Consider the following 24431-nt stretch of genomic DNA (forward strand, 5'->3'; position numbering starts at 1 on the left):
AGCAAGCCCGGGGTCGGAGTGAACTTTGATGGAGGCCGCAATGGCGACGCAATTAACAGGTGCAACGGCTGTGCTTGTCTCGGAATCCGACACGCAAAACTACTTTGTCGGCGGCACATTCACGCTGGGGTCCGGCCCCTTTACCGATTTGTCGTTCGAAGCAGAGGATGATGAGACCGACTTTGCAGCCATTGGGTCCGAGTTCGGAGAATCGTTTGGCGCGGGCCGCCAATTGGGGACTTTGACAGATGGGTCCGGAGGGACCTTCGACAGTGGGCTGACCACATTGGAGGAGGTTCTGACGATCCAGGACCCTGTCACCGGCGACACGATTTTGGTCGGTCGTGTGGAAATTCGCGAAGACAATGGCTCACCTGGGGGCGGGGCCACCACACAATCGTTCTATATTTTCAGCGCGCCGATTAATCCGAACGTGACCTACGATGTGATTGACATTGATTTCACCCCTGGGGGCGATGGTCCGACCTATGAATACAACGACTTCGCGGACAGTGGTGTCATCTGTTTTGCATTTGGCACTTTGATCCAGACCCCGCACGGGGCCGTTCCGGTCGAAACCATCAAGGTCGGAGATCTGGTGCAAACAGTTGATCATGGGCTGCAGCCGGTTCTGTGGGTCGGCGCGCGGCATGTGACGCCCTCAAAAATGAATGCGGACGCCCGGTTTTGCCCTGTTCGCATCGGCGCGGGCGTCTTGGGAAATCAGGCGCCTCTTTTTGTGACACAGCAACATCGACTTCTCGTCGAGGAGACCTTGATCAAGGCAGGGCATCTGGTGGGGCGGCCCAAACTTGATATCAGGATAGCACGATCCCGTCCGGCGTTGACGTATGTGCACATTTTGCTAGAAAAACATTGCCTCTTGCTGGCCAATGGCTGCGCCGCAGAAAGCCTGTACCTGGGGCCTGTAACCCGACAAATTCTGCCACGGCGCAGTTTGCTGATGGCCGGTGCTGTCCAGCATTCGACCTTTGTGCGGCCTGTCGCGAAACGACACAACGTCTGGGATCATGCAAAGCGTCTGATCGCCTGAGCCGTCATCGGCTGTGCGGTCTTGCGCATAAAAAACGGCCAGCCCACAAGGACTGGCCGTTCGCAAAAAGATTTGACTGCAGGTTTAGCCCTGTTTCGTGACCTGCGCGTATTCCAGTTCCACTGGCGTGGCGCGACCGAAGATGGAGACGGTGACCTTGAGGCGCTGGTTGTCCTCGTCCACCTCTTCCACGGTGCCGTCGAAATCCTCGAACGGGCCGTCGTTGACTTTGACTTTCTCGCCAATCTCAAAGGAGATGAGGAGCTTGGGCGCTTCCTGACCTTCTTCAACGCGGCCAAGGATCTGCTGCACCTCGGCGTCCCGCATGGGCATGGGGCGACCTTGTGGACCCAAGAACCCCGTGACGCGGTTGATGGAGTTGATCAGGTGATAGCCCTCATCGGACATTTCCATGTGGACCAGCACATAACCCGGCATGAAGCGACGTTCAGCGGTGACTTTCTTGCCACGGCGGACCTCAATCACTTCTTCCGTGGGGACCAGCACTTCGTCGATCTGATCCTCAAGCCCCTGTTCTTCCACCGAGGTGCGGATGGTTTCAGCGATCTTCTTTTCGAAGTTCGACAGAACGGAAACGGAATACCAACGTTTCGCCATGATGCATTCACCTTTGCGTCTTGCGGCCCCCGATAGGGAGTCCCGGAAATAAAAGCGGCGTGCAACTCATCCGTTGCACGCCATCTAACTTGCGCAATTCATAGCGTGACCAACAGGTCACCGCAAGGGGCATCAGAATGCGTTGAGCACGCCTTCGAGGCCGGACCGGATGATCAAATCAACCAGCGTAAAGAACAATGCCATCACGGCGGCCATGATCAGCACCATGATGGTGGTCAACGTCACCTCACGGCGGGTCGGCCAAACGACCTTGCCGACTTCGGCGCGAACCTGCTGGATGAACTGCACTGGGTTGGTCTTGGCCATGATCTGTCCTTTGCGCGACGCTGCGGTTTGCAGGTAACGGGCTTGCGTGTGGTTTTCAACCCTTTGCGGGCCGGTGCCCGGCATTGATGGTGTGGAGGTGCGGCTTGGCAGGGGCTGAGGGACTCGAACCCACGACCCTCGGTTTTGGAGACCGATGCTCTACCAACTGAGCTAAACCCCTAAAGCCAAGTGCGGGGATACCCATGCGCGCGGGGCTTGGCAACACCCAAACGCGGTCAGTCGTCGGGTTTTGCGTCTTTTGATCGCTCCAAGGTGGAGACGGTGCCAAAGGTTTCGCGAATAATCTCATCCGCGGATTTGAACCGAAAGCCTGAGCCGCCACCGGGGAACACGCTTTCGAATGTATTGGGAGTGGGCCGCGCTGGTTCCGGGTCCGCGAAGGTGGCAGATGTGGTCGCCACGCCGCTGGCCCAAGGCGATCCGCCTTGGCCGGTGCGCGGTGGCGGTGCGGGGCGCGGTGAGGGGAAGGATTTGCCTTGCGGTGTTTCACGGGCGTTTTGCGGGACCTGCGCCGCGCGCCGGACAGCGCGGCGTCTGCGCCACCGGCGAAATTTCCAGACCGCCAACAGGCCCAAAACCACAGTCATGATGCCGCTGATCACAGGCGCCATCATGTCATCGAACAGATGTGCCTTTAACGCGTCCTCACGGCTGCCGCGAAAGGGGTGCATCAGGATGACAGATTTCGGGACACCTGCGGTCCGCACCGAATGAAGTGCCGATTCGACGCCGTCAAAGGTGCGCAAGCCCTGCACAGTGACGGTGCCATCCCGGCTGGCCCGATCGACGATTTCGGTGATCATGTCCGCCGCTTCGGCATTTGGCGCTGCAAGGGCCAAAACCACCGTCGCATTCGGATCGTCCAGCAGAACAAATTGGTGTCCTCTGTTCGCATCCATATAATTCAAAACCCCAACGTCCGGGCGCAGTTGGCCTTGGACATGCATTTCCATCAGCTGGGATGAACCGCGCAGCGGCACGTCTGCAAGGTCAGCGACAGGGGGCGGCCCCTCGCGCAGGGTCCGTTCCACGATGGCACGCAGGGTCAGATGATCCTCCACCATCTCCGCCGTCACACTGGCAAACAGCGCCGCGGCCACGGCAAACATCCACCAAGGGATCAGACCGAAAATGAGTTTTTTCATGGGGCCAGCTTAGGCATCCCATGACATGAAGGCGAGGCTATTTTGGCGCGGCGGCCCTCAAGGCGTCGAGGTCCGCATTGCAAATCGCAGCCTCAGCTTCGGTGATGTGTTCGATGGGCCAATCCCACCATGCGATGTCCAGCAGCGCGTCTATGGTTGCCTGATCAAAACGGCGACGGACGACCTTGGCAGGGTTACCCGCGACGATGCTATAGGGCGGAACGATGCCACCGACGACGGCACCCGCGCCGATGATACACCCTGATCCGATGTCTGCCCCGGGCATGACACGCACCCCCTGCCCCAGCCAGACGTCGTGCCCGATTGTCGTGTCTTGGAAGGCGGTCGGCATGGACGGGCGGTTGCGATCCATGTCGAGAAAGATGGAAAACGGAAACGACGAAAACCCGTCGTAGCGGTGATTGGCCGAGGCGGTGATGATCGTTACACCATCTGCAATCTGACAGAACGTCCCGATGCGCAGTGTTTCTGGCGCGCCAGGGTAAAGGTATGGCGCAAGGCTGGCGGCCCAATCGGCGGGCGGGGTGTGCGCGCTCATGTACGTATAATCGCCCACGGTGATATTGGGGTGATCGGTCGCCGCTTTCAGGAACACGGTGCCTTTGTGCACGGCCCCATTCGGTAAGATAACGGGGTGAAGCGTGTCGGGCGCGGGAAAGGTGCGTGGGGGGAGTGGGGGCATGGCAAACGTCCATAAATCCAGAAGCCGCCCTTATGGACTACGCCACGCGCGCGTTGTCAAAAAGTTTGAACCGCGACCTGATCCCGGACCGTCAGGAAAACCTATTCCACCTCTGCGCGAGACCGCCCCTGCACCACGTCCGAGAAATAGGCGATCTGCGTGCCACAGCCTGCAGCACACCGACTGACGAAGCTGCGATAGATGCCGTAGCGAAAATAGGGCTGCGCATTTACGTTGATGGTGCGTCCACGATGGGACCAAGCCAAGCGACCGTTGAGGTAGACATCCAATTTGCCATCTGCGCCCGTGCTCCAGATCGCGTTGACCATAATGCGGTTGAACCGGCCGATCAGTTGACTGCGCGGGGCAATGCAGTCCCACGCCAGATTGGGGGCTGGGTTCATCGGATCTGTATCGGGGACGTTCGGATCCTTGACCGAGACGATCAGACATTCATCGTTGACCTCCATCAGCAGGGTCGGGCCTTGCCCCCTGCCCTGAAAGCGCGGCAAGTGCCATTGGCCGATTTTCGTGTTCATGCGCGGACCAAGGTCGGGCCAAGTCGGGTCGAGCATAACGGAGTAACCCACCCAAACCTCTGTGCCGTTGCGCGGGCCGGTGTTTTGGATGAACTCCACACGTTCCCGATCACGCGAACAATCGGTTCCGGTGCAATCGCCGTCCCGCAATTCGAACCGTTCAACTTGCGTCCCATCGGACAGCTGCCCATGCTGGACAGCATATCTGTTGCGCGCCGCTTCGAGGTTGAACCTGCCAAATCCGTCTGCCAACGACGGCTGCGCCTGCGCCATCGGTGCGGCCAGTGCAAAAACGAGCAAAGTAAAGAACACCTTCATGTCAGACCCCTTTCAAGCGTCGTTCAAAACACGGACCACTTGCATCCCGCGCGACTGGAGAAGGTAATCGAACACGGTTCTTGAATAGACCCCATGTTTGAAAAAGAACCGGTCGGTCACCAACGCATTCGGATCAGATGGCGGGCGATAGCGGCCGGTGATCTGCACCTCTCCATCAAGCCAGACGGTCAGGCCAAATCCACCGGCGCCGTCGAATTGAACGAGGATCCGCAGGTCCTGCTCTGTCCCGTTGCGCAAGATCCGGTCAGGTGAAATGCCGCCAAGCTGCTGATCAATGCAGGACTGGCCGGCGCCCGTCTTGATCGCGCTGGCCACATACATGCGGCCATCAGGTTGAACGAACAATTGCATTGGCGGCGCACAGCCCCTGCGGCCATCATGGATGGAAAATATGCTGAACTCCCGGTTCACGGGTGATGTCATCGCTATGGTCGTTGTAAAAAGGTAGTCCCCCGCACGGTTGATCGGAAAATTATCGGACACGATCTCGGCTCGTTGATCAAAGATCCCACCGACGCGATTGTTGTTGCCTGTTGAGAAATCCCATCCGCCTGAGACCTGTCGCACCGAGCCCGCATCAGGGCTGCAGGACAAACGCCAGTCGTTCAAGGGGCCGGCGTTGCGTGTCGTGCTCTCCAGACAGCCCATAAGCGAAATGAAAGTCAGAAGAGAGAGAAGAATTTTCAGCATCAGCCCGATCTTTTTAAAGCCCTGGGAAGAAAGCGTAAAAATTCAAAGTGCGGCTGTCGATCACTGCGAACAGGGTGGTACTCCATTTGGAGTATCGCGTGGGTTGCCCATACAAAAAGGCCCCCGCTTTGGGCGGGGGCCTTTGGTATTGGTTAGACTTCATCGGCTCTCATCGAAACTGTGTTTCGACTGCCGCCGCTGCAGTCTCGTAACTTTGGCGAAGCCAAAATTACTCAATGATCTTAGACACAACACCAGCGCCGACGGTGCGGCCGCCTTCGCGGATGGCGAAGCGCAGGCCTTGCTCCATGGCGATCGGTGCGATCAGCTCAACGTCGAACTTCAGGTTGTCACCTGGCATCACCATTTCTGTGCCCTCGGGCAGGTTCACGGTGCCGGTCACGTCCGTCGTGCGGAAGTAGAACTGCGGACGGTAGTTCGCGAAGAACGGCGTGTGACGGCCACCTTCGTCCTTGGTCAGGATGTAGGCCTCGGCCTCGAACTTCGTGTGCGGCTGCACGGAACCTGGCTTACACAGAACCTGGCCACGCTCAACGCCGTCACGGTCAACACCACGCAGCAGGGCGCCGATGTTGTCGCCAGCCTCACCACGGTCCAGCAGCTTGCGGAACATTTCAACGCCTGTGCAGGTCGTTTTCGCAGTGTCGCGGATACCCACGATTTCGATTTCGTCGCCCACGTTGATCACGCCGCGCTCAACACGCCCCGTAACAACCGTACCACGACCGGAGATCGAGAACACGTCCTCAACCGGCATCAGGAACGGCTGGTCCACAGCGCGCTCAGGCGTTGGGATGTATTCGTCCACAGCCGCCATCAGCTTACGGATGGCTTCTTCGCCGATCTCAGGGTTGTTGCCTTCCATCGCGGCCAGAGCGGAACCGGGGATGACAGGGATGTCGTCGCCTGGGTACTCATAAGAGGAGAGCAGTTCGCGGATTTCCATCTCGACCAGCTCAAGCAGCTCTTCGTCGTCGACCTGGTCCACTTTGTTCATGAAGACGACCATCTTCGGGATGCCAACCTGGCGACCCAGCAGGATGTGCTCACGCGTTTGGGGCATTGGGCCGTCAGCGGCGTTCACAACCAGGATTGCGCCGTCCATCTGGGCCGCACCGGTGATCATGTTCTTGACGTAGTCGGCGTGGCCGGGGCAGTCGACGTGGGCGTAGTGACGGCTGTCGGTCTCGTATTCCACGTGCGCGGTGGAGATCGTGATGCCGCGGGCTTTCTCTTCGGGCGCGCCGTCGATCTGGTCATACGCCTGGAAATCACCGAAATACTTCGTGATCGCGGCCGTCAACGTCGTCTTGCCGTGGTCAACGTGACCAATCGTGCCGATGTTTACGTGCGGTTTCGTGCGTTCAAACTTTTCCTTAGCCATGTGTGGCACCCTCTATATTTGGGGGGCCCCGCAACGTCTCGGGGTTACCCTGATTTGATACGCGGGCGGAATAGTCTGGAATGGGTCAGAAATCAAGCAAGACGTTGGGCGGGCCGAAAATTGGCCCGCCCAAGAAAATCCACCGGAAATGAAGGACGTTAGGTGCCTTCCGCCGGGGCGATTTCGGCGGGGGCGATCAGATCGGGGTTATCTTCCAGAACGTTGCCTTCAAGAATCGTATCGTCTTGGGGCAGAACCTCATCATCGGCGCCAAACCAGCTGCCGTTTTCGCGCATGGTCCGTTCAATCGCACGGGCCGCGTTGAAGGCGAGGCCTTCCATCTGTTCCTCAGCCGACCGCGTAAAGCCCGACCCCAAGAACGGCACCGTGCAGCAGGGTTCAAACACCGTCAGCTGGATCGCCTCATCGTTGAGTTTCTCTTGGGTCGCATCCTCAAAGAAGTTGACCGAAAAAATCAGGACAGATTTCGGGGAATAGACCAGTGGGATGCCCGGTTGGGCCAGAACATAGCCTTCGACAGCGACGCCCACATGGAAGAACGCGGCGCCCTCAAACCGTTCAACCCCAAGGCGGTCGTTGACGGCTGTGGTCACCGCAGCCTGCCACGCGGCGTCTTCGACGGTGCGGGAAAACGGGCCCTGCACGGGCTCGTTTACAACGGCGATGTTATGGCCAAGACGGAAGGTGCCAAGGGGCTCTGGCGCTGCGTTCAGATCGTCGCGGATCCCGCCACAGGCTGTCAGAACCGCAAGACAGGATAGGATTAAAAGACGACGCATAACGGTGTTCCCTACGTTTGGTTGGACCATGCGTAGCGCAACAGGCGGCGGCCTGCAAACCTTTGACGTCGATCAGGATATCAATCGCAGATGGCCTGTAGGGCGACCCATTCCGTGTCCGTCAGCAGAGGCCTGAATGTTGCGCCTGATGGCTCTGCAGCGCGGGCAGCGGCAATACGATCGCCCATCGCAGGATGGGACGCCAGATGATCCAGAATGCCCGCGCTGGCCTCATGATGGGTGTCGTCGGTCAGGCGTTCAAACAAGGTGGCAATTGCCGAGGGCGGCAGATCGGCGTTCAACAAAGCGTTGTAGGCAAAGGTGTCGGCGGCGGCTTCCGCCTCTTGGGTGTAGTCGGCGCGAATGATCTGTTCGGCCAAAAACAAGACCAGCGCGCCACCGGCGAAATCGCCCAAAAGCAGGCCAAGCACACCGATGGATCCGGCAGACCGCAGGGCGATGCGGGTCGGGTCACGGGCGACGACATGGCCGATTTCATGGGCAAAGACAGCGGCGATTTCCTCAGGCGTGCCCGCTTCTTCTATGAGGCCGCGAAAGAACACCACGTAGCCGCCCGGTAAGGCGAAGGCGTTGATCATCGGGTGATCGAGGACATGAACCGTGAGAGGTGCGGCCAAATCCATTTGGTCCGTCAGACGCGTTTCGATTTTGCGCAAAGCGGCCAGCCCGGTGGGGTTTTCGCAGGTTTGCAGGCCCGCGATGCCGGTGTCATCCAACGCGGTGCGGATCTGTTCAAAGGTCGCATCGCCCAGCGCCTTTTCACCCTCGGGCGGCAGATAGTCGGCCAATTGATCGGCCATGACGGGCACCAGCACAAAGATGATCAGCGCGATGGAGGCCACAGCGGCCAGCCCCCATGCGGCCAGCTTTCCGCGACGCACGTGGCTGACAAAGCGGCCCAGCCGTTTGGCGCGGGCGCGGATGAGGGCGCGGTCATCTTCGGTGTCGATCAGCAGTCGCATCGTGGGATCGCCGCGCAGCCGCAGGACCATCTGATCACCGGCTTGATCCCGCAAGGCCCGCAGATCGGCATAGGGCCAGCGATATCCCTCCCCCCGATGGGCGAAGGTGAGGGTTTGATCCGCGTCGCTATAGCCAATGGCCACCGGCACGGGCTGGGCCGTGTCGCCATCGAAAAAGAGGGCGCGGCCCGTCACGCGGCGCGGTGGGGCCGCGGGGGAGGCGGGGCCATCCACGGTGATGATGGTGCGGTCGGTCATATGGCCCCCCACAGATCGAGGGCTTCGGCAAAGCCTTCGGCCTCCGCAAATTCGTCGCGCTGTTTTTGGGACACGTTGGCAAGCGCCGGGGCGTTTTCGATGGTGAGTGTTTCGGCGTAGTGACGCCAGACGGGCATGGTGACAAAGCAATGACGCAGGGTGGCCCACAGAAGGAAGACAAGGAAATAAGCGGCCACGCCCAGCCCCGTCCACACATAAAGGGGCAGGCCGTAAATCAGGCCGGGTTCAAGCGTAATGTCATAGGTCGCGCGCCAGCGTTGGTTTTCCACCATGCCGACAACCATCAAGATCGGCGCCACCGGCAACAAGGAAATGAGGCCCGTGGCAAGGTAGCCGAAGACATAGATGCGGGTCAGCGTGGCAGGTCTGGGATCGGCGCGCAGGGCGATGTCACCTGCGGTTTTGTGGTTCGCCAGAAGCCGGGTTGCCTCAACCGAATAGTGGATCAGGCCGTAGACAAACCATGGCACTCCCAAAGCATAAAGATAGGCAACCTGCACCTGCCCCATGACCACCTGATAGGTCGTAGCGGCCAAAATCACGGCCGAGATCAGGATGTGCGCATAGGCGGGCATCAACATCTGCCACCGCCCGCCTTGGTGCAATGTGGCCGAGCCGAAGACGGTGCGGTCGGTCTTGTATTTTTCAAGGTAGAACGTCTTGCGCGGCCAGAGCACACCCAGACTGAGGATCGTAAGGGCCCAATGCCACAGCGCGCGGGCCGCATAGCCCCATGCGCCCGGTTTCAGGCCAAATCGGACACCGCGCCACCGGCTGCGCGCCAGGGTGTAGCGGCGCGCGCGGTAGCGGGCGTAGAACCAGATGGGAATTACGCCGACGAAGCTGACGATGTAGGCCGTGACATTGGACGCCAGCAGGGACAGGCTGACGAACATCAAGATCAGGTTCACCACCCCGATGTAGAAGGCCAGCACCACCACAGCGAGGAAGAAGCCCAACAGCTTTTCCAGCGGGTCGCCCACGTATTCCAACGGTGTGCCGCCCGGCCGGATCGCGGACCAATACCAGCGGCGCAGTCTGGTTTTCAGCCAAAACCGATAGAACCCGAGCGTCAAAATCGTCCAGATCGACCCCCACAGCGCCTTGCGAAACAACGGGCCACGGGTACCCGCAAATGTTGTCGTCAGTGTGGTGGGGGACGTTTGATCGGTCACGTGAAGGTATTGTCCCTTGGGAACCCGCGTGGCGCCATGCGTCCGGCTGAGGCGCGCTTGGCGGTCCATTCGGCCAGTTCGGTTTCAGTGCGGGTGCGCCCTGCGGGATCAAGCCAAGACAGCCCATCGGCCAAGGTGAATGTCGTTACATCTGAAAGGCCACCGTCTTTGTATTTTTGCAAACGGACGCCTTTGCCGCGGGCCATTTCGGGCAGTTCGGAGATAGGGAAGACCAGGACTTTGCGGTTTTCACCCACAGCCGCGACGTGATCGCCGGTGACGGGTTTGCAGATTTTCGCAACGGTATCACCGCGCACGTTGAGGGCCTGTTTGCCTGCACGGGTCTGGGCGACGACCTCGTCCTCTGCGACGACGAACCCGTCACCGGCTGAGGACGCCAGTAGCAGTTTTTGCCCGGGCCGGTGGATGAACAACGCGACGATTTCGGCCTCATTGGGTAGATCGACCATCAGACGCAGGGGTTCGCCCATGCCACGCCCGCCAGGCAGGGTTGAGGCCCCCAATGTGTAGAAGCGCCCGTTTGACCCGAACACCAAAAGACGGTCGGTGGTCTCTGCGTGGAAGATAAACCGGCCTTCGTCGCCATCCTTGAACTTCAGCTCTCGGCCAAGGTCGATATGGCCGGACATGGCGCGGATCCAGCCCATTTTGGAACAGACGACCGTGACAGGTTCGCGGTCGATCATGGCCTCAAGCGGGACGTCTTCAACCTCCCCGGCGTCCGCAAATGTGGTTCGGCGTGCGCCGCCTTCAGACGTGGCCCCCATCAGTTTGCGGGTTTCGCGCAGCTGGTCGGCAATGGATTTCCATTGCAGGTCGTCGCTGTCGAGAAGATCTTCAAGCCCCGCGCGTTCCACCATCAGTTCGTCACGTTCTTTAACGAGCGCCTCTTCCTCAAGCCGCCGCAAGGACCGCAAGCGCATGTTGAGGATCGCGTCCGCCTGCACATCGCTGAGCCCGTTTTCCCGCCCCGCATAAGAGGAGGGGATTTTGCGTTCGTCGCTTTCCATAAAGGACGGCGCTGTGGCGTCTTCGTCAACGATCAGGGTCAGGCTGGACACGTCGACCCCGGCAAGCGGGGAGGCATAATCCGCCTCAGACGCTGCACGCGTGAGCGTGGATTGATGCGGTACGGACCAGTCCTCAAACATCAGCGCAGCCTTGGGGTCATCGTCGTAGCGGATGATGTCGATGACACGATCAAGGTTGAGAAAGGCGGTGATCAGGCCGGCCAGAACCTCCAACCGGTTGTCGATCTTGGCCATCCGGTGTCGGGACCGGCGGATCAGGACGTCGCGACGGTGATCGAGGAAGGCGCGCAGCACCTCTTTGAGACTACAGACCTGCGGGGTCAGCCCGTCGATCAAGACGTTCATGTTCAGGCTGAACCGCGTTTCCAGATCGGAATTGCGATACAGCAGGCCCATCAACACATCGGGATCGACGTTCTTTGACTTGGGCTCAAGAATGATGCGGATGTCGTCTGCGGATTCGTCCCGGACGTCCGCCAGGATCGGAACCTTTTTGGTCTGGATCACCTCGGCCAGCTTTTCGATCAGCTTGGATTTCTGCACCTGATAGGGGATCTCTGTGACAACGATTTGCCACTGCCCGCGGCCCAGGTCTTCAACCTCATGCCGGGCGCGCAGACGGAAGCCGCCTTTGCCTGTGCGGTAGGCGTCTGCGATGTTCTCACGCGGTTCAACGATGACACCGCCGGTGGGGAAATCGGGGCCTGGGATATACTCAAGAAGGGTTTCATCACGGGCATTGGGCGCTTTGATCAGGTGCAGACAGGCCTGTAACAACTCATCGAGATTGTGGGGTGGGATGTTCGTGGCCATCCCAACCGCAATCCCGCTGGAGCCATTGGCCAGCAGGTTTGGAAACGCCGCAGGCAACACCACAGGTTCCGACAACGTGCCGTCGTAATTCTCGCGAAAATCAACGGCGTCTTCGTTCAACCCTTCCAACAGCGCCTCAGCCGCGGCGGTCATCCGCGCTTCGGTGTAACGGGCGGCGGCGGGGTTATCGCCGTCGATGTTGCCAAAGTTCCCCTGCCCGTCCACCAACGGATAGCGGACGTTGAAATCCTGCGCCAAACGCGCCATCGCGTCGTAAATGGCGGCGTCCCCGTGGGGGTGATAATTGCCCATCACATCGCCGGAAATCTTCGCCGACTTGCGAAATCCCCCTGTGGGCGACAGGCGCAACTGGCGCATTGCATAAAGAATCCGGCGGTGCACCGGTTTCAAACCGTCGCGGGCATCGGGCAGCGCGCGGTGCATAATGGTCGAGAGCGCATAGGTCAGATACCTGTCACCGATCGCACGGCGCAGGGGTTCTGTGGGGTTCATCTTGGGGTCAAAAATATCTTCGCTCATACATCGTGTGTACCGCCCCGCCCCTTTGCCGACAACGCTGAATTGAGATGCAAATGCTGAATTTTTCCCCGCAAAAATGAGTCACGGAACCGTGAGGGCTCGGTTAAAGTTAACCAAGGGAACGTTAACGAATCTCTGGGGGGTTCGAGTTATGAAAACCTATGTTTGGGTGTCCTTCGCCTTTATGGGGTGGGCCTATTACGAAGTCTCAGGCGGTGCTGATTTTCAGCCCGTTGAACGCGATGTAATCGTAGCAGAGGCCGCGGTTGAGGCCGCGCCAGAGGTGACGCGCGCCGCACCTGAACTGCTGTCTGTTTCGACGTCAAATATAACGTCCGTTGAGGCGCCCGAAGCACAGGTGATTACGGCCTCCGTTCAGGAGCCTGCGCCTGTCACACGCGCCGAACCCGTCGTTGAGATTGCCGCCGCCCCCACGCCTGCACCCGAACCAGCCCCCGAACAAACTCCTGTCGACGTGGTGACTGACATCAGGGAAGTGGCGGGCAATCGAGTGAACATGCGGTCCGGTCCGGGCACCAATTTCGATGTCATTGTCACGCTCAATGGCGGTACGGCCCTTGAGGTGATCGAGATCGACGAGAGCGGTTGGGCCAACGTGGCCACCCTTGACCGCGGCGTCGAAGGTTGGATGGCCGAACGTCTGTTGACGGACCCCGACGCTTAACCGCTTGTCTGTCCGGCACACGCGGGGCAGAAGACCGGCATGACAAAATCTATTCTGATTACGGGATGCTCATCGGGCATCGGATATGATGCGGCCCATGGAATGCGCGCGGCGGGGTGGCGTGTCTTTGCATCGTGCCGCAGCGCCGAGGATTGCGCCCGCCTGAAGGCCGAAGGGTTTGACGCGCCCCTTATGGATTACCGCGACCCCGCCACATTGGAGGCCGGACTGGCCGAGGTTCTGGCGGCAACCGGCGGCACGTTGGACGCGCTGTTCAACAATGGTGGACATGCCACGCCCGGTGCGGTGGAAGACGTCCCGCGAGAGGCGTTGCGCGCCAACTTTGAGACCAATGTTTTTGGTGTCCACGACCTGACCCGCCGCGTGATCCCCGTGATGCGCGCCCAAGGGCACGGGCGGATCGTGCAACATTCGTCTGTGTTGGGGCTGATCACCTTGCCGTGGCGCGGCACCTATAACGCCACCAAATTCGCGCTGGAGGGGCTGACCGATACCCTACGGATCGAGATGGCGGACACGAACATCAAAATTGTGACGATGAACACAGGCCCTGTCACATCGGACATCCGCAAAAAGTCGATCCCGCATTTTGAACGCTGGATTGATTGGGAAAACTCTGCGCGACGGGGGCAATACGAGCGCGGTCTGAAAAAACGTCTGTATGAAGACAACGGGCCGGACAAATTTGAACTGCCAGCCTCTGCTGTCACGATGAAATTGCTGAAGGCCTGCACGCACCCCAACCCTAAACCGCGGTACTACGTGACAACACCGACCTACCTTATGGGCTTTCTGCGGCGCGTGCTGACAACACGGATGTTGGACCGCGTGCTACGAAAAGGCTGACCCGCTGCGCTTTGTTCTGGCTTTTCGACGGGCGGGCCTTAGGTGGCAGGGCAAGATCAACAAGGACGAAATGACATGGCTGACGATCCCTTTTTCTATGTAATCCTCGTGGCATGCCTTGGGGTGGCGGCGATCCTGATTTGGGGTGTGTCGCTGTTTGGCACCGGTGGTGACAGCAAGAAATCCAACAAAGTCATGCAGTTGCGCATTGCGGCGCAGTTTGTGGCCGTGGTGTTGATCGTGGGTTTTGCATATGTCCGCTCTCAAAGCGGCAACTGAGGATAGACACAGCAGATGGTTGTACTGAACAAGATTTACACGAAAACCGGCGACGCAGGTGAGACGGCATTGGGCAACGGCAGCCGCGTGGCGAAACATTCGCTGCGCGTGACGGCCTATGGCACCGTGGATGAGGCCAACGCGACCGTGGGAATGGCGCGTTTGCATGCGACAGGTGACATGGACGCGCAGCTGGCCGCCATCCAGAACGATCTGTTCGATCTGGGCGCGGACTTGTGCCGCCCCGACATGGAAAAAGACGGCGAGGCGGAATACGCGCCCTTGCGGATGACCGACGGACAAGTTGCGCGGCTGGAATCAGAGATTGATGCCATGAACGCGGATCTGGAGCCGCTGCGCTCCTTTATCCTGCCCGGCGGGTCCGCATTGGCCGCACATCTGCACCTGTGCCGGACAGTTGCGCGCCGTGCAGAACGTCTGTCGGTTGAATTGGGCGGTATGGAATCGGTGAACCCTGCCGGCGTCAAATACCTGAACCGTTTGTCCGACTGGTTTTTTGTGGCGTCGCGGATCGCCAACAACAGCGGCAAAGACGACGTTTTGTGGGTTCCAGGCGCGAACCGCTGAGGCACGAGGCGGCGATACGTCCAGTGGACGTATTGGCGCCTGGAAGCGCGAACCGCTGAGGCACGAGGCGGCGATACGTCCAGTGGACGTACTGGCGCCTGGAAGCGCGAACCGCTGAGGCACGAGGCGGCGATACGTCCAGTGGACGTACTGGCGCCTGGAAGCGCGAACCGCTGAAGCCTGAGGCGTCCTCGGTGACGCCAATCCAAAGAGATGACTAAGAAGGCCGCCTCCTGATCGGGCGGCCTCTTTCTTTGGTGGGCCTATCACCGACCTTTGATGCGATCGCCCTTGACTAGGTGAAATTTTTGCGCGTTTTTTCACATACGCGACGTCAGGTCCTACCTGTGTGTCGATTCTGGCCTATTTTCCGCGGGTCCTCTGCGGTATTTGAAACTGGAAGTTGAAGCTGAGGCGCGGACGTGCGCCGCCAAAGGGAGAAACCGCTGATGAAGGTCCTCGTACCCGTCAAACGCGTGATTGATTACAACGTAAAGGTTCGTGTGAAAGCGGACGGCAGCGGTGTCGATCTCGCCAATGTTAAAATGTCCATGAACCCGTTCGACGAAATTGCCGTCGAAGAGGCGATCCGCCTGAAAGAAGCGGGCAAAGCCGACGAGGTTGTGGCCGTGTCCATCGGGGTCAAGCAATCCCAGGAAACGTTGCGCACAGCGCTGGCCATGGGCGCGGACCGTGCCATTCTGGTTGTGGCTGCCGACGACGTGCACAACGATATTGAGCCTCTGGCGGTTGCCAAAATCCTCAAAGGTGTGATCGACGAAGAACAGCCTGGTCTGGTTCTGGCGGGCAAACAGGCGATCGACAACGACATGAACGCCACGGGCCAGATGCTGGCCGCCCTGACCGGTTGGTCGCAGGGTACATTCGCGTCCGAGCTGGACGTGGACGGCGACACGGCCACCGTGACCCGCGAAGTGGACGGCGGTTTGCAGACGATCAAGATCAAGATGCCTGCGATCGTGACGGTTGATTTGCGCCTGAACGAGCCGCGCTATGCCTCGCTGCCCAACATCATGAAGGCGAAGAAAAAGCCGTTGGACGAGAAAACACCTGCCGACTACGGCGTGGATGTTGCGAACCGTCTGGAAATCGTCGGCACGTCCGAACCTGAGGCCCGTGCCGCTGGTATCGTTGTCGGCTCCGTCGATGAACTTGTTGAAAAACTCAAAGAAGCGGGGGCTGTATAAAATGGCTGTTCTTCTGATTGCTGAAGTTGTGAATGGTGAGCTGTCCGTGGACGCCACCGCAAAAGCGCTGACTGCGGCGCGGCAAATGGGCGACGTGACCATCCTGTGCGCGGGAGCCGAGTGTCAGGCTGCGGCGGCTGAGGCTGCTACGCTGGACGGTGTGGCCAAGGTGCTGTGCGCGTCGGATGACGCCTATGGCCATGATCTGGCAGAGCCGATGGCAGACCTTATTGTGGGTCTGGCTGGTGATTACGCGCACATCTGCGCGCCATCGACCGCCGCGTCCAAAAACATCCTGCCCCGCGTGGCGGCGATGCTGGACGTCATGATCATCTCTGAGGTGACGGCCGTTGTGGACGCCGACACCTTCGAACGTCCGATCTATGCGGGCAATGCGATCCAGACGGTGAAATCGTCGGATGCAACGAAGGTCATGACGATCCGGACGTCCACGTTTGACGCCGCAGGCATGGGCGGCTCCGCTTCTGTGGAAGAGATCGCTGCAGCTGCGAACCCGGGTCTGTCCGAATGGGTCGAAGATAAGGTTGCTGAAAGCGACCGCCCCGAGTTGACATCTGCGGGCGTCGTTGTGTCCGGCGGGCGTGGCGTTGGGTCTGAGGAAGACTTCAAATTGATCGAAGGTCTGGCCGACAAATTGGGGGCCGCCGTTGGCGCATCCCGCGCGGCGGTCGATTCCGGTTATGCGCCCAACGACTGGCAGGTGGGCCAAACCGGTAAGGTTGTGGCACCTGATCTTTATGTGGCAGTCGGCATTTCCGGCGCCATCCAGCACCTTGCTGGTATGAAGGATTCCAAGGTGATCGTGGCCATCAACAAGGACGAAGAAGCCCCAATCTTTCAGGTGGCGGATTTCGGTCTGGTTGCTGACCTGTTTGACGCTGTGCCTGAACTGGTCGAAAAACTGGGCTGAACCACAGCCAAAAGAGTTCAAGAGGCCCGCGTTATCGCGGGCCTTTTGCGTTAGGACAGTGCGTGCATCAACGGGGTGCGTAACGCCTTCGCTGCCGCCATATGCGCATCAACGCCAAGCGCATCCCCTGCCGCCAAGGTATCCAACGGGGCAAAGGACATTCCCTCAAGCGTGCCGCGCTTGTGAACGACCTCAATAATATCATCGACGTGATCGCGCAGCGCCTCAACCATGTCGGCGGTGACAAACACCGGTTCCATATGCGGCTGCATCGCGCCTTCGTCCGCAGGTGTCCGAGAGGCAAACCACAGCAGCAGAACGGGACCTGTCGCGTCTTCGACCAACTCAATCATGCGGTGCAGCCATGTGTTTTGCAGGGCTGTGCGCACCAATGCAAACCGCGCTTCGTCCACAGCATTTAGCCGGGAAATAAGGTGTCCGGTGAAGGAAATCTCGGCGAAATCCACCTCAGGAAACAGCATTTTCAGCTTATTGGTTGGGGCAACAAAACGATCATTTCGGCGCGGATGGACACGGTAGAACGCATTGCTGAGGTTGGCCGCGCCGGGGATTTGCAAGACCGTGGCCGCCGCATCCCGCCTAAGGGTGCGCATCGCGGGATCATTCAGATACACATCAGGGCCTGCGGCCTGACACCCGAAGTTAACGCAAACCTCACCGATCGCGGTTTCAATCAGGTCAGGATACGGTTTGGGCACATAGCGGGCAAACGTATCTGACCCGCCAAGACAGGCCACAAACGGACCATCTGTTGGGCGGCGCGGCCCGCGAAAGGACAGCCGCGACAGGCCGTATGTGCAAGATGTAAGACGGAGTCCGCCTGTTGATGTCTCATAGGTTTTCATAGGTCCCACCCTTCTCAATTTAAACTCACCACTGCCTCTTTTCAGCCGATTCCCTTACCAAGTTGCTAAAGTGTTAATTTGTTGAAAATTGATCTGGATGCGGCGCCTTGAGCGTCCCCGTCGCGGGGCCTATGGTGGCGCCATTCAGCAAAGGGCAGAACCAATGGGCATTGAACGAATTGGCGTCGTCGGCGCGGGACAAATGGGCAACGGCATTGCGCATGTCTGCGCCTTGGCCGGTTATGAGGTTTTGTTAACAGACATCAGCGACGATGCATTGCGCGCAGCGCGGGCCAGCGTTGAGAAGAATATGGCGCGTCAGGTTACCAAGGGGTTGATCACTGAGGGCGACAAAGCCGACGCAATGAAACGGATCGGCACGACCCTGACATTGACGGACCTTGGCCCCACAGATTTGGTGATTGAGGCTGCCACAGAACGCGAAAGCGTCAAGCAGGCGATTTTTGAAGATTTGTTGCCCCACCTGACGCCCGATACGATCCTGACGACGAACACATCGTCAATTTCCATCACCCGGCTTGCGTCACGCACGGATCGGCCGGAAAAATTCATGGGGTTCCACTTTATGAACCCTGTTCCGATCATGCAGCTTGTCGAATTGATCCGCGGGATCGCCACAGATGTGGAAACGTTCGATGCCTGCAAAGGTGTGGTGGACCGGTTGGGCAAAACCTCGGCGACGGCGGAAGATTTCCCAGCCTTCATCGTCAACCGCATCCTGATGCCGATGATCAACGAGGCGGTCTATGCGTTGTATGAAGGTGTCGGAAACGTTGAATCGATCGACACCTCCCTAAAATTGGGGGCGAACCATCCGATGGGGCCGTTGGAGTTGGCCGATTTTATCGGGCTGGACACCTGTTTGGCGATTATGACAGTGCTGCACGATGGTTTGTCCGATACAAAATACCGCCCCTGTCCCCTTCTGACAAAATACGTCGAGGCAGGGTGGCTGGGCCGCAAGACCAAACGCGGGTTCTACGATTACCGTGGCGAGACACCGGTGCCGACACGATAATCTAAAATTCCGGAATTTTAGAGATCCCCGCCGACAGCTCAGTCTTCTTTCAAAGACAACGTATGATCCCGCAGCCAGGCCATGAAGGCGCGCGGATCATTGAGGCGGTCGGCGTAGTCTTCTGGTGAAATCGCAGGGCCGATCACCGGCTTTTGCGGTTTGTCAAAGGCATGGGCCACCTCGTGGATCAACAATCCCTGCCGCAGGGTTGAGCTGATCTGGTTGGCAATCTGATACGCCCTTGAATTGCTGCCCGGGAAAAAACACGGCACGATCGTCGCACCTGATCGTTTGATCATCTTGGCGGTAAAGACATTCCATTCCTCTTCAATCGCGGGGCCGAATGCCGTTTCTGACGCGGCCACGACGCCAGATGGGAACAGCGCAATCAGGCCGCCGTTCGCGAGGTGTTCCATCGCTTTGGCACGCATTTCGATCATTTTGCGTTGCGCGTCTTCCTCATGCAGGAAGGGGACAGGGATCATATAACTTGAGGCGCTTTCATCAATGCCCGTCAGCAAAGCCCGTGTCAGAATACGGTAATCGTTGCGACGTCGGCCAATCAAATCCGCCAATATCATGCCATCGACCAAGCCATGCGGATGGTTGGCCACGAACACCACAGGCCCTGTTTCAGGGATATGATCCAACTGATCCTGCGGCGTTTGAATTTCGATGCCCATCGCCCGCATCGTCGCGGGCCAGAAGGCCTGACCTGTGGGGGTGCCCATGCGTTCGAACCGGCGCACACGGCGAATGACCTTAATCTTACCGGTCAGCCATTCCATCCCCATGATGAACCAGCGTTTGGCGTTGCTGTCGAAGGTTTCCGAATAGGTCAGCGATCGTCGGTCATAGACGCGCGGCGCGTCCTCCTCCGGCGTCGTACTTTCGGTTTTGGTCGACGTATCGGTCAAACTCATGTCCTAGCCTTAGAAGTTCAGGACCTCAGTCCCCTTCGCCGAACTTATCCGCCACCAACGCATCGAGTGCAGTCATGAGCTGTTCAGCCTCAGGCCCCTGTGTTTCAACCTCAATAGAGGTTCCCTTGGAAGCTGCCAACATCAAAAGCCCCATGATGCTGTCGCCATCCGCTGACATGCCGTCTTTGCTGACTTCGGCCCTGGCATCAAAAGTCTCAACCGTTTCGGCAAACTTGGCCGAGGCGCGGGCGTGAAGGCCTTTGATGTTGACGATCTGCAAGGTGCGGCGTGTCATGGCGGGAAACTCATATCATTCAATCATGGGCGGCGCGGTCAGACATCCAGATTAACCGAGTGACTGTCGATGTATTTGCGCCCCGCCTCAAGCGCGGCTTTCACGGCGTCAGGCACGGATTTGCGGCGCGATTTCGCAAGTTTCACCAACATCGGCAGATTGGCGCCATAGACGATGCGGCGGTTTTCTGGCGAACAGGCCCGCAGGGACAGATTTGACGGGGAGCCGCCAAACATATCGGTCACGATGACAACACCATTGCCTGTATCCACGGCATCGGCGGCATTGCAAATCTCGGTCTGTTTAAGAGCCCGGTCATCTTCGGGCTCGATGGCGATGGCTTCAATCCCAGATTGTTTGCCCACGACATGTTGAACGGCAGACAGATATTCTGTCGCCAAACCGCCGTGCGCTACAATTACGATGCCGATCACGTTTGTGTCCTATGGCCATGAGACCCTTGCGCAGAAACGCCCGCGCGGTCCAGTTCTCTGTGTCGTTTAGACACCTGCCACCCCTTTTCTGCAAGGGCCAACGCGATACATTCAGTCACGTAAACCGATCGATGTTGCCCGCCGGTACAGCCAAACCCGATGCTGATGTGCGATTTGCCTTCTTCACGAAAGGCTGGCAGCAAAAGGTTAAGCAAATCTGTCGTTTTGTGTAAGAACGGTTGCAGTCGGCGATCCCCTTCAATGTGTTTGCCCACATCGCCATCCAAGCCGGTCAGCCCACGCAGTGCCGCATCCCAGTAGGGGTTCTTGAGAAACCGGCAATCGAAAGTCATGTCTGACGCTTTGGGCAGCCCCCGTTTGTACGAAAAAGACTGCAACGTGATCCCGAACAGCGCCGCCCCCTTTTCGCCGAACCAATCCGTCAGCCGTGCCTTGAGGTCATGCGGGGACAGATCTGACGTATCCAACAAAAACTCTGCCTCTGCGCGCAGGGGGGAGAGGATATCGGCCTCACGTCGAATGCCCTGAATGGCGGGTTCATCGGGCGCCAATGGATGGCGCCGGCGGGTCTCGGAATAGCGGCGCACCAATGCGTCCTCCGACGCCTCCAGAAAGAGGAGTTGCGCATCGATGTCGATGCGCGTTGCCATCAGATCGAGGGCTTCCTTCACGCGGTCCAGCGAAAAATCGCGGTTGCGCACGTCGATGCCGATGGCCAGCGGTCGCGTCAGGGGACCATCGGTCAGACGTGGCATCAAGGACAGGGGCATGTTGTCGATCGCCTCATATCCCAGATCTTCGAGCACATTGATCGCAGTCGACCGGCCTGCACCGGACGGACCGCTGACCATAATGATCTTTTGCACTCTGGTGTCGTGATCCGACATAGGGCCTCTTTCGGGATTAGTGGGTTCTGCCATGCATTAAATAATGAACCATAGCCTCTGCAATATAGGGGGTGTCGGGCTTGTGAAGCAGGGTGACATTCTGACCCAACAGGTGAATGTGTTTGGCCGCCGGCAATCTGTCAGGCTCCTCGACGCCCAGATCAAGGATCGCGGTCACTTTCGTCGCAGGTCCGAGGGGGGCCGCCAGCAGGCCAAGGCCCCGCACTTCAATTCCCGCAGGGAGCGTTGGCGGTGCGCTTGCAAGCAGTTGACCCTTAACCACCGTAAAAAGGGTCCTATCGTCCGCGATCAACGCAGCCCCAAGCGACATCAACCGCAAGGCGAGGCTGGACTTGCCGCAACCAGACGGGCCGCAGATGACGAGGGCCTGATCGTTCAGCGCGACCGTGCTGGCATGAAGGGACTGATGTCCGTCCGGCGCAGGTTTGACCGGAATGGACAGCATTTAAACAGGCAGGCCAACCACGAAGCGTGCGCCCAATGGTTCAGAGCCGATGTCGGCGTCGGTGGGGCGGATGTTTTCGGCCCAGATTACGCCGCCATGAGCCTCGACGATTTGTTTGGAAATGGCGAGGCCAAGGCCGGAGTTGTCACCAAACTGGGTCTCAGGCCGTTCCGAATAGAACCGCTGAAACACCTTTTGCAACGCGCCTTCGGGGATGCCAGGACCGGTGTCTTCGACAACAACCAGCACGCGGTTGTCGCGTTTTCGAACCCAGACGCGGATGGCATCGCCATCCTCGCAAAAGGAGATCGCATTGGAAATCAGGTTCACAAAGACTTGGGCCAAGCGCCCCTCCAGCCCGATAATCTCAATCGGATCTCGCGGCAGATCCGAGATAAAGTCGACGCCCTTTTCCTTGGCTTGATTGCCCAGAAATTCCGTCAGGTGGGTCAGCGTTTTGATCAGATTGAACGCCTCTTCCTCTTCCTTGACCAATTCGGAATCAAGTCGTGAGGCGTTGGAAATATCGCTGACCAGTCGATCCAGCCGTTGCACATCGTGTTCGATGACATCCAGCATACGTTGGCGATGTTCCTCTTTTTTGGCCAGCCGCAGGGTGCCCACCGCAGATCGCAACGACGCGAGCGGGTTCTTGATTTCATGCGCGACATCTGCAGCGAATTGTTCGTTGCCTTCGATGCGTTCAAACAAAGCCGATACCATGCCCCGCAGCGCGCCGGACAGACGGCCGATTTCATCGGGGCGCCCTGTCAGATCGGGAATGCGGATCCGGTGGGGTGACATTTTCCGTGCGTTCTTGTCGCGGCCCAGTTCGGCGGCCTTCGCCAGGTCAGACAACGGATGCGCAATTGTCGAGGCCAGCGCGAGGCTGAGAAGCACAGAGACGATAATCCCCACCACGAACATCTGCAGCAATTGTTCACGTTGCTGGGCGACCAGATCGTCCAGTTCGCCGGCAGCAGACACGAGCGCAATCACCCCCACCTGTGCGCCGCCCTGCTGAACAATCGGGGTCATCACGCTGAAAAACGATTGGCCTTGCCCATTGGTGCGGGTTTCGATCCATGTGCCTCTGTCCAAGGTGGCCGGCACGTTTGCGGACAGATCGCCCAAAAGATCCGCATCGCCCGCGCCCGCGTCAGCGCCCCGCAGCAGATCGACGGCGTTGGTCCACAGCGTGTTCAAACCCCGCGTAAGAAAGGTACTGCGTTCATTTTGATCAAGGCCAACGACCGCTGGATCATCCTCGCCCGATGCCATCGATTGGTCGATCAGGTTGCCTTGCGTATCCAACAGATACACATCGACCCCGCCGCGCAGGTCGAGGTTTTCAAGGGTGATACGGGCATCCGCCCCATCGCCGGACATCAGGTTAACGGGCGCGTTTACCGGCAGCTGTGCTTCAAACACATCTGCGATCAACTCAACCTCATTCACGAGGGCGGAGCCGCGCTGATAGGTCAGGTTGTCGCGCGCGGGATTGAGGTAGAGCATCCCCGCCACAAGAATAATCAACGCCAGCAAATTAAACGTAATGATCTTGCGCGCGATGGGGGAGCGGAACAGGTGCCGGAACGACCGGCGTTTGCGCCGCTCGGTCAGGAAATCATCGGCTTGCGGGGCCACAAAATCATCACCCAATACGACGTCGCCCGTCTCGCGCGCGGCGGCACGGACGGACTTTAGATCGCGAACGTCAATTTTAGGGGCAACCGTCATGGCCTGCCTTTGCTGTTACTCTTCGTTGTAGCGGTAGCCGATCCCGTAGAGCGTCTCAATCGCGGAGAATTCGTCATCCGCTGTGCGCATTTTCTTGCGCAGACGCTTGATGTGGCTGTCGATCGTGCGGTCATCCACGTAGACCTGATCGTCATAGGCCACATCCATCAGCTGGTCGCGGGATTTCACGAAACCAGGCCGCTGGGCCAGGGCCTGCAACAGAAGAAATTCCGTGACCGTCAGGGACACGTCACGGCCCTTCCATTTCACGGCGTGGCGCAGAGGATCCATCGACAGATCACCACGGACGAGAATTTTGTTTTCCTCGGACTCCTCGATCTCTTCGCCAGAGATCGCATCCTGACGACGCAGCAGCGCGCGGATGCGTTCCACCAAAAGGCGCTGGGAAAACGGTTTTTTTACGTAGTCGTCGGCGCCCATGCGCAGGCCCAGGACCTCATCAATCTCATCGTCTTTGGAGGTCAGGAAAATCACCGGCATGGAAGTTTTCTGGCGCAAGCGCTGCAACAGATCCATGCCGTCCATGCGCGGCATCTTGATGTCCAGCACGGCCATATCGGGCAATTTCTTGTTGAAAGCGTCAAGCGCCTGCTGGCCGTCGTTGTAGGTTTCCACATCGAAGCCTTCGGCCTCCAACGTGATCTGAACGGACGTCAAAATATTACGGTCGTCATCGACAAGTGCGATACGTGACATGT

The 24431-nt window shown here is 58.8% G+C and carries 27 protein-coding genes and 1 tRNA gene; 8 read left to right on the plus strand and 20 right to left on the minus strand.

All coding sequences use genetic code 11. From position 1 onward, the window contains the following. The first annotated feature begins 40 nt into the window (after positions 1-40). A complete protein-coding gene (locus PSJ8397_RS06015) occupies positions 41-1054 on the plus strand; it encodes a Hint domain-containing protein (RefSeq protein ID WP_159453098.1) in 1014 nt (337 codons plus the stop codon). Between the two features lie 84 nt (positions 1055-1138). Here the strand turns inward: PSJ8397_RS06015 and nusG are convergent, their stop codons facing one another. From nusG to PSJ8397_RS06075, 12 genes are all read right to left on the minus strand, one after another. Continuing rightward, positions 1139-1672, minus strand: coding sequence for a transcription termination/antitermination protein NusG (gene nusG / locus PSJ8397_RS06020; protein WP_085863692.1), 534 nt, complete (start codon positions 1670-1672; stop codon positions 1139-1141). 132 nt (positions 1673-1804) lie between these two features. Then, the gene (gene secE / locus PSJ8397_RS06025; protein WP_085863693.1) at positions 1805-1999 is read right to left on the minus strand and encodes a preprotein translocase subunit SecE; all 195 of its coding nucleotides are present in this window, start codon (positions 1997-1999) and stop codon (positions 1805-1807) included. A 105-nt stretch (positions 2000-2104) separates the two neighbouring features. Beyond that, positions 2105-2180, minus strand: a tRNA-Trp gene (locus PSJ8397_RS06030). A gap of 55 nt (positions 2181-2235) precedes the next feature. Continuing rightward, entirely contained in the window at positions 2236-3165 is a 930-nt protein-coding gene (locus PSJ8397_RS06035; RefSeq protein WP_085863694.1) for a hypothetical protein, read from the minus strand. 37 nt (positions 3166-3202) lie between these two features. Beyond that, a complete protein-coding gene (locus tag PSJ8397_RS06040) occupies positions 3203-3868 on the minus strand; it encodes a CatB-related O-acetyltransferase (protein WP_085863695.1) in 666 nt (221 codons plus the stop codon). A 101-nt stretch (positions 3869-3969) separates the two neighbouring features. After that, positions 3970-4725 carry a heparin lyase I family protein gene (locus tag PSJ8397_RS06045; protein ID WP_085863696.1) on the minus strand — a complete coding sequence of 252 codons (756 nt, stop codon included), beginning with the start codon at positions 4723-4725 and terminating at the stop codon, positions 3970-3972. A gap of 12 nt (positions 4726-4737) precedes the next feature. Further along, entirely contained in the window at positions 4738-5436 is a 699-nt protein-coding gene (locus PSJ8397_RS06050) for a hypothetical protein (protein ID WP_085863697.1), read from the minus strand. 229 nt (positions 5437-5665) lie between these two features. Continuing rightward, positions 5666-6841 (minus strand): elongation factor Tu, encoded by a 1176-nt coding sequence (tuf, locus tag PSJ8397_RS06055; protein ID WP_085863675.1) that lies wholly within the window; start codon positions 6839-6841, stop codon positions 5666-5668. Between the two features lie 158 nt (positions 6842-6999). Beyond that, positions 7000-7641 carry a hypothetical protein gene (locus PSJ8397_RS06060; RefSeq protein ID WP_085863698.1) on the minus strand — a complete coding sequence of 214 codons (642 nt, stop codon included), beginning with the start codon at positions 7639-7641 and terminating at the stop codon, positions 7000-7002. Positions 7642-7721: 80 nt separating this feature from the next. Next, entirely contained in the window at positions 7722-8882 is a 1161-nt protein-coding gene (locus PSJ8397_RS17390; protein ID WP_085863699.1) for a M48 family metallopeptidase, read from the minus strand. Continuing rightward, entirely contained in the window at positions 8879-10078 is a 1200-nt protein-coding gene (locus PSJ8397_RS06070) for a DUF898 domain-containing protein (RefSeq protein WP_235000602.1), read from the minus strand. The genes PSJ8397_RS17390 and PSJ8397_RS06070 overlap by 4 nt, the downstream gene beginning before the upstream one ends. Continuing rightward, complete coding sequence (locus PSJ8397_RS06075; RefSeq protein ID WP_085863700.1) at positions 10075-12483, minus strand: DNA topoisomerase IV subunit A; 2409 nt, start codon at positions 12481-12483, stop codon at positions 10075-10077. The genes PSJ8397_RS06070 and PSJ8397_RS06075 overlap by 4 nt, the downstream gene beginning before the upstream one ends. Before the next feature lie 151 nt (positions 12484-12634). Between PSJ8397_RS06075 and PSJ8397_RS06080 the strand changes: the two genes are divergently transcribed. The 6 genes from PSJ8397_RS06080 (at position 12635) to PSJ8397_RS06105 (ending at position 17041) form a co-directional block, all read left to right on the plus strand. Then, positions 12635-13168 carry an SH3 domain-containing protein gene (locus PSJ8397_RS06080; protein WP_159453099.1) on the plus strand — a complete coding sequence of 178 codons (534 nt, stop codon included), beginning with the start codon at positions 12635-12637 and terminating at the stop codon, positions 13166-13168. Positions 13169-13207: 39 nt separating this feature from the next. Further along, the gene (locus PSJ8397_RS06085; protein WP_085863702.1) at positions 13208-14035 is read left to right on the plus strand and encodes an SDR family NAD(P)-dependent oxidoreductase; all 828 of its coding nucleotides are present in this window, start codon (positions 13208-13210) and stop codon (positions 14033-14035) included. Between the two features lie 75 nt (positions 14036-14110). After that, positions 14111-14314: a twin transmembrane helix small protein gene (locus PSJ8397_RS06090; RefSeq protein ID WP_085863703.1), complete on the plus strand. Its 204-nt coding sequence runs from the start codon at positions 14111-14113 to the stop codon at positions 14312-14314. 15 nt (positions 14315-14329) lie between these two features. Further along, positions 14330-14902, plus strand: coding sequence for a cob(I)yrinic acid a,c-diamide adenosyltransferase (locus PSJ8397_RS06095; RefSeq protein ID WP_085863704.1), 573 nt, complete (start codon positions 14330-14332; stop codon positions 14900-14902). Positions 14903-15351: 449 nt separating this feature from the next. Next, on the plus strand, positions 15352-16110 hold the full coding sequence (locus PSJ8397_RS06100; RefSeq protein WP_085863705.1) for an electron transfer flavoprotein subunit beta/FixA family protein: 759 nt from the start codon (positions 15352-15354) through the stop codon (positions 16108-16110). Position 16111: 1 nt separating this feature from the next. After that, the gene (locus PSJ8397_RS06105; RefSeq protein ID WP_085863706.1) at positions 16112-17041 is read left to right on the plus strand and encodes an electron transfer flavoprotein subunit alpha/FixB family protein; all 930 of its coding nucleotides are present in this window, start codon (positions 16112-16114) and stop codon (positions 17039-17041) included. A gap of 50 nt (positions 17042-17091) precedes the next feature. On the opposite strand, the gene PSJ8397_RS06110 is transcribed toward PSJ8397_RS06105, so the two are convergent. After that, positions 17092-17907: a DUF6473 family protein gene (locus PSJ8397_RS06110; protein WP_085863707.1), complete on the minus strand. Its 816-nt coding sequence runs from the start codon at positions 17905-17907 to the stop codon at positions 17092-17094. 163 nt (positions 17908-18070) lie between these two features. On the opposite strand from PSJ8397_RS06110, the gene PSJ8397_RS06115 reads away from it, so the two are divergent. After that, the gene (locus tag PSJ8397_RS06115; RefSeq protein ID WP_085863708.1) at positions 18071-18946 is read left to right on the plus strand and encodes a 3-hydroxybutyryl-CoA dehydrogenase; all 876 of its coding nucleotides are present in this window, start codon (positions 18071-18073) and stop codon (positions 18944-18946) included. A 38-nt stretch (positions 18947-18984) separates the two neighbouring features. On the opposite strand, the gene PSJ8397_RS06120 is transcribed toward PSJ8397_RS06115, so the two are convergent. The 7 genes from PSJ8397_RS06120 to PSJ8397_RS06150 are packed head-to-tail and all read right to left on the minus strand — an operon-like array spanning position 18985 to position 24429. Further along, complete coding sequence (locus tag PSJ8397_RS06120; protein ID WP_085863709.1) at positions 18985-19869, minus strand: lysophospholipid acyltransferase family protein; 885 nt, start codon at positions 19867-19869, stop codon at positions 18985-18987. A 25-nt stretch (positions 19870-19894) separates the two neighbouring features. Next, a complete protein-coding gene (locus PSJ8397_RS06125; RefSeq protein WP_085863710.1) occupies positions 19895-20164 on the minus strand; it encodes an HPr family phosphocarrier protein in 270 nt (89 codons plus the stop codon). 38 nt (positions 20165-20202) lie between these two features. Further along, the gene (locus tag PSJ8397_RS06130; protein WP_085863711.1) at positions 20203-20598 is read right to left on the minus strand and encodes a PTS sugar transporter subunit IIA; all 396 of its coding nucleotides are present in this window, start codon (positions 20596-20598) and stop codon (positions 20203-20205) included. Continuing rightward, entirely contained in the window at positions 20595-21506 is a 912-nt protein-coding gene (rapZ, locus tag PSJ8397_RS06135) for an RNase adapter RapZ (protein ID WP_085863712.1), read from the minus strand. The genes PSJ8397_RS06130 and rapZ overlap by 4 nt, the downstream gene beginning before the upstream one ends. 16 nt (positions 21507-21522) lie before the next feature. Then, positions 21523-21972: an HPr kinase/phosphorylase gene (locus tag PSJ8397_RS06140; protein WP_085863713.1), complete on the minus strand. Its 450-nt coding sequence runs from the start codon at positions 21970-21972 to the stop codon at positions 21523-21525. After that, positions 21973-23712 (minus strand): sensor histidine kinase, encoded by a 1740-nt coding sequence (locus PSJ8397_RS06145; protein ID WP_085863714.1) that lies wholly within the window; start codon positions 23710-23712, stop codon positions 21973-21975. A 15-nt stretch (positions 23713-23727) separates the two neighbouring features. After that, the gene (locus tag PSJ8397_RS06150; RefSeq protein WP_085863715.1) at positions 23728-24429 is read right to left on the minus strand and encodes a response regulator transcription factor; all 702 of its coding nucleotides are present in this window, start codon (positions 24427-24429) and stop codon (positions 23728-23730) included. Positions 24430-24431: the final 2 nt, after the last annotated feature.

The organism is Pseudooctadecabacter jejudonensis (assembly GCF_900172275.1).
Taxonomy (GTDB): domain Bacteria; phylum Pseudomonadota; class Alphaproteobacteria; order Rhodobacterales; family Rhodobacteraceae; genus Octadecabacter; species Octadecabacter jejudonensis.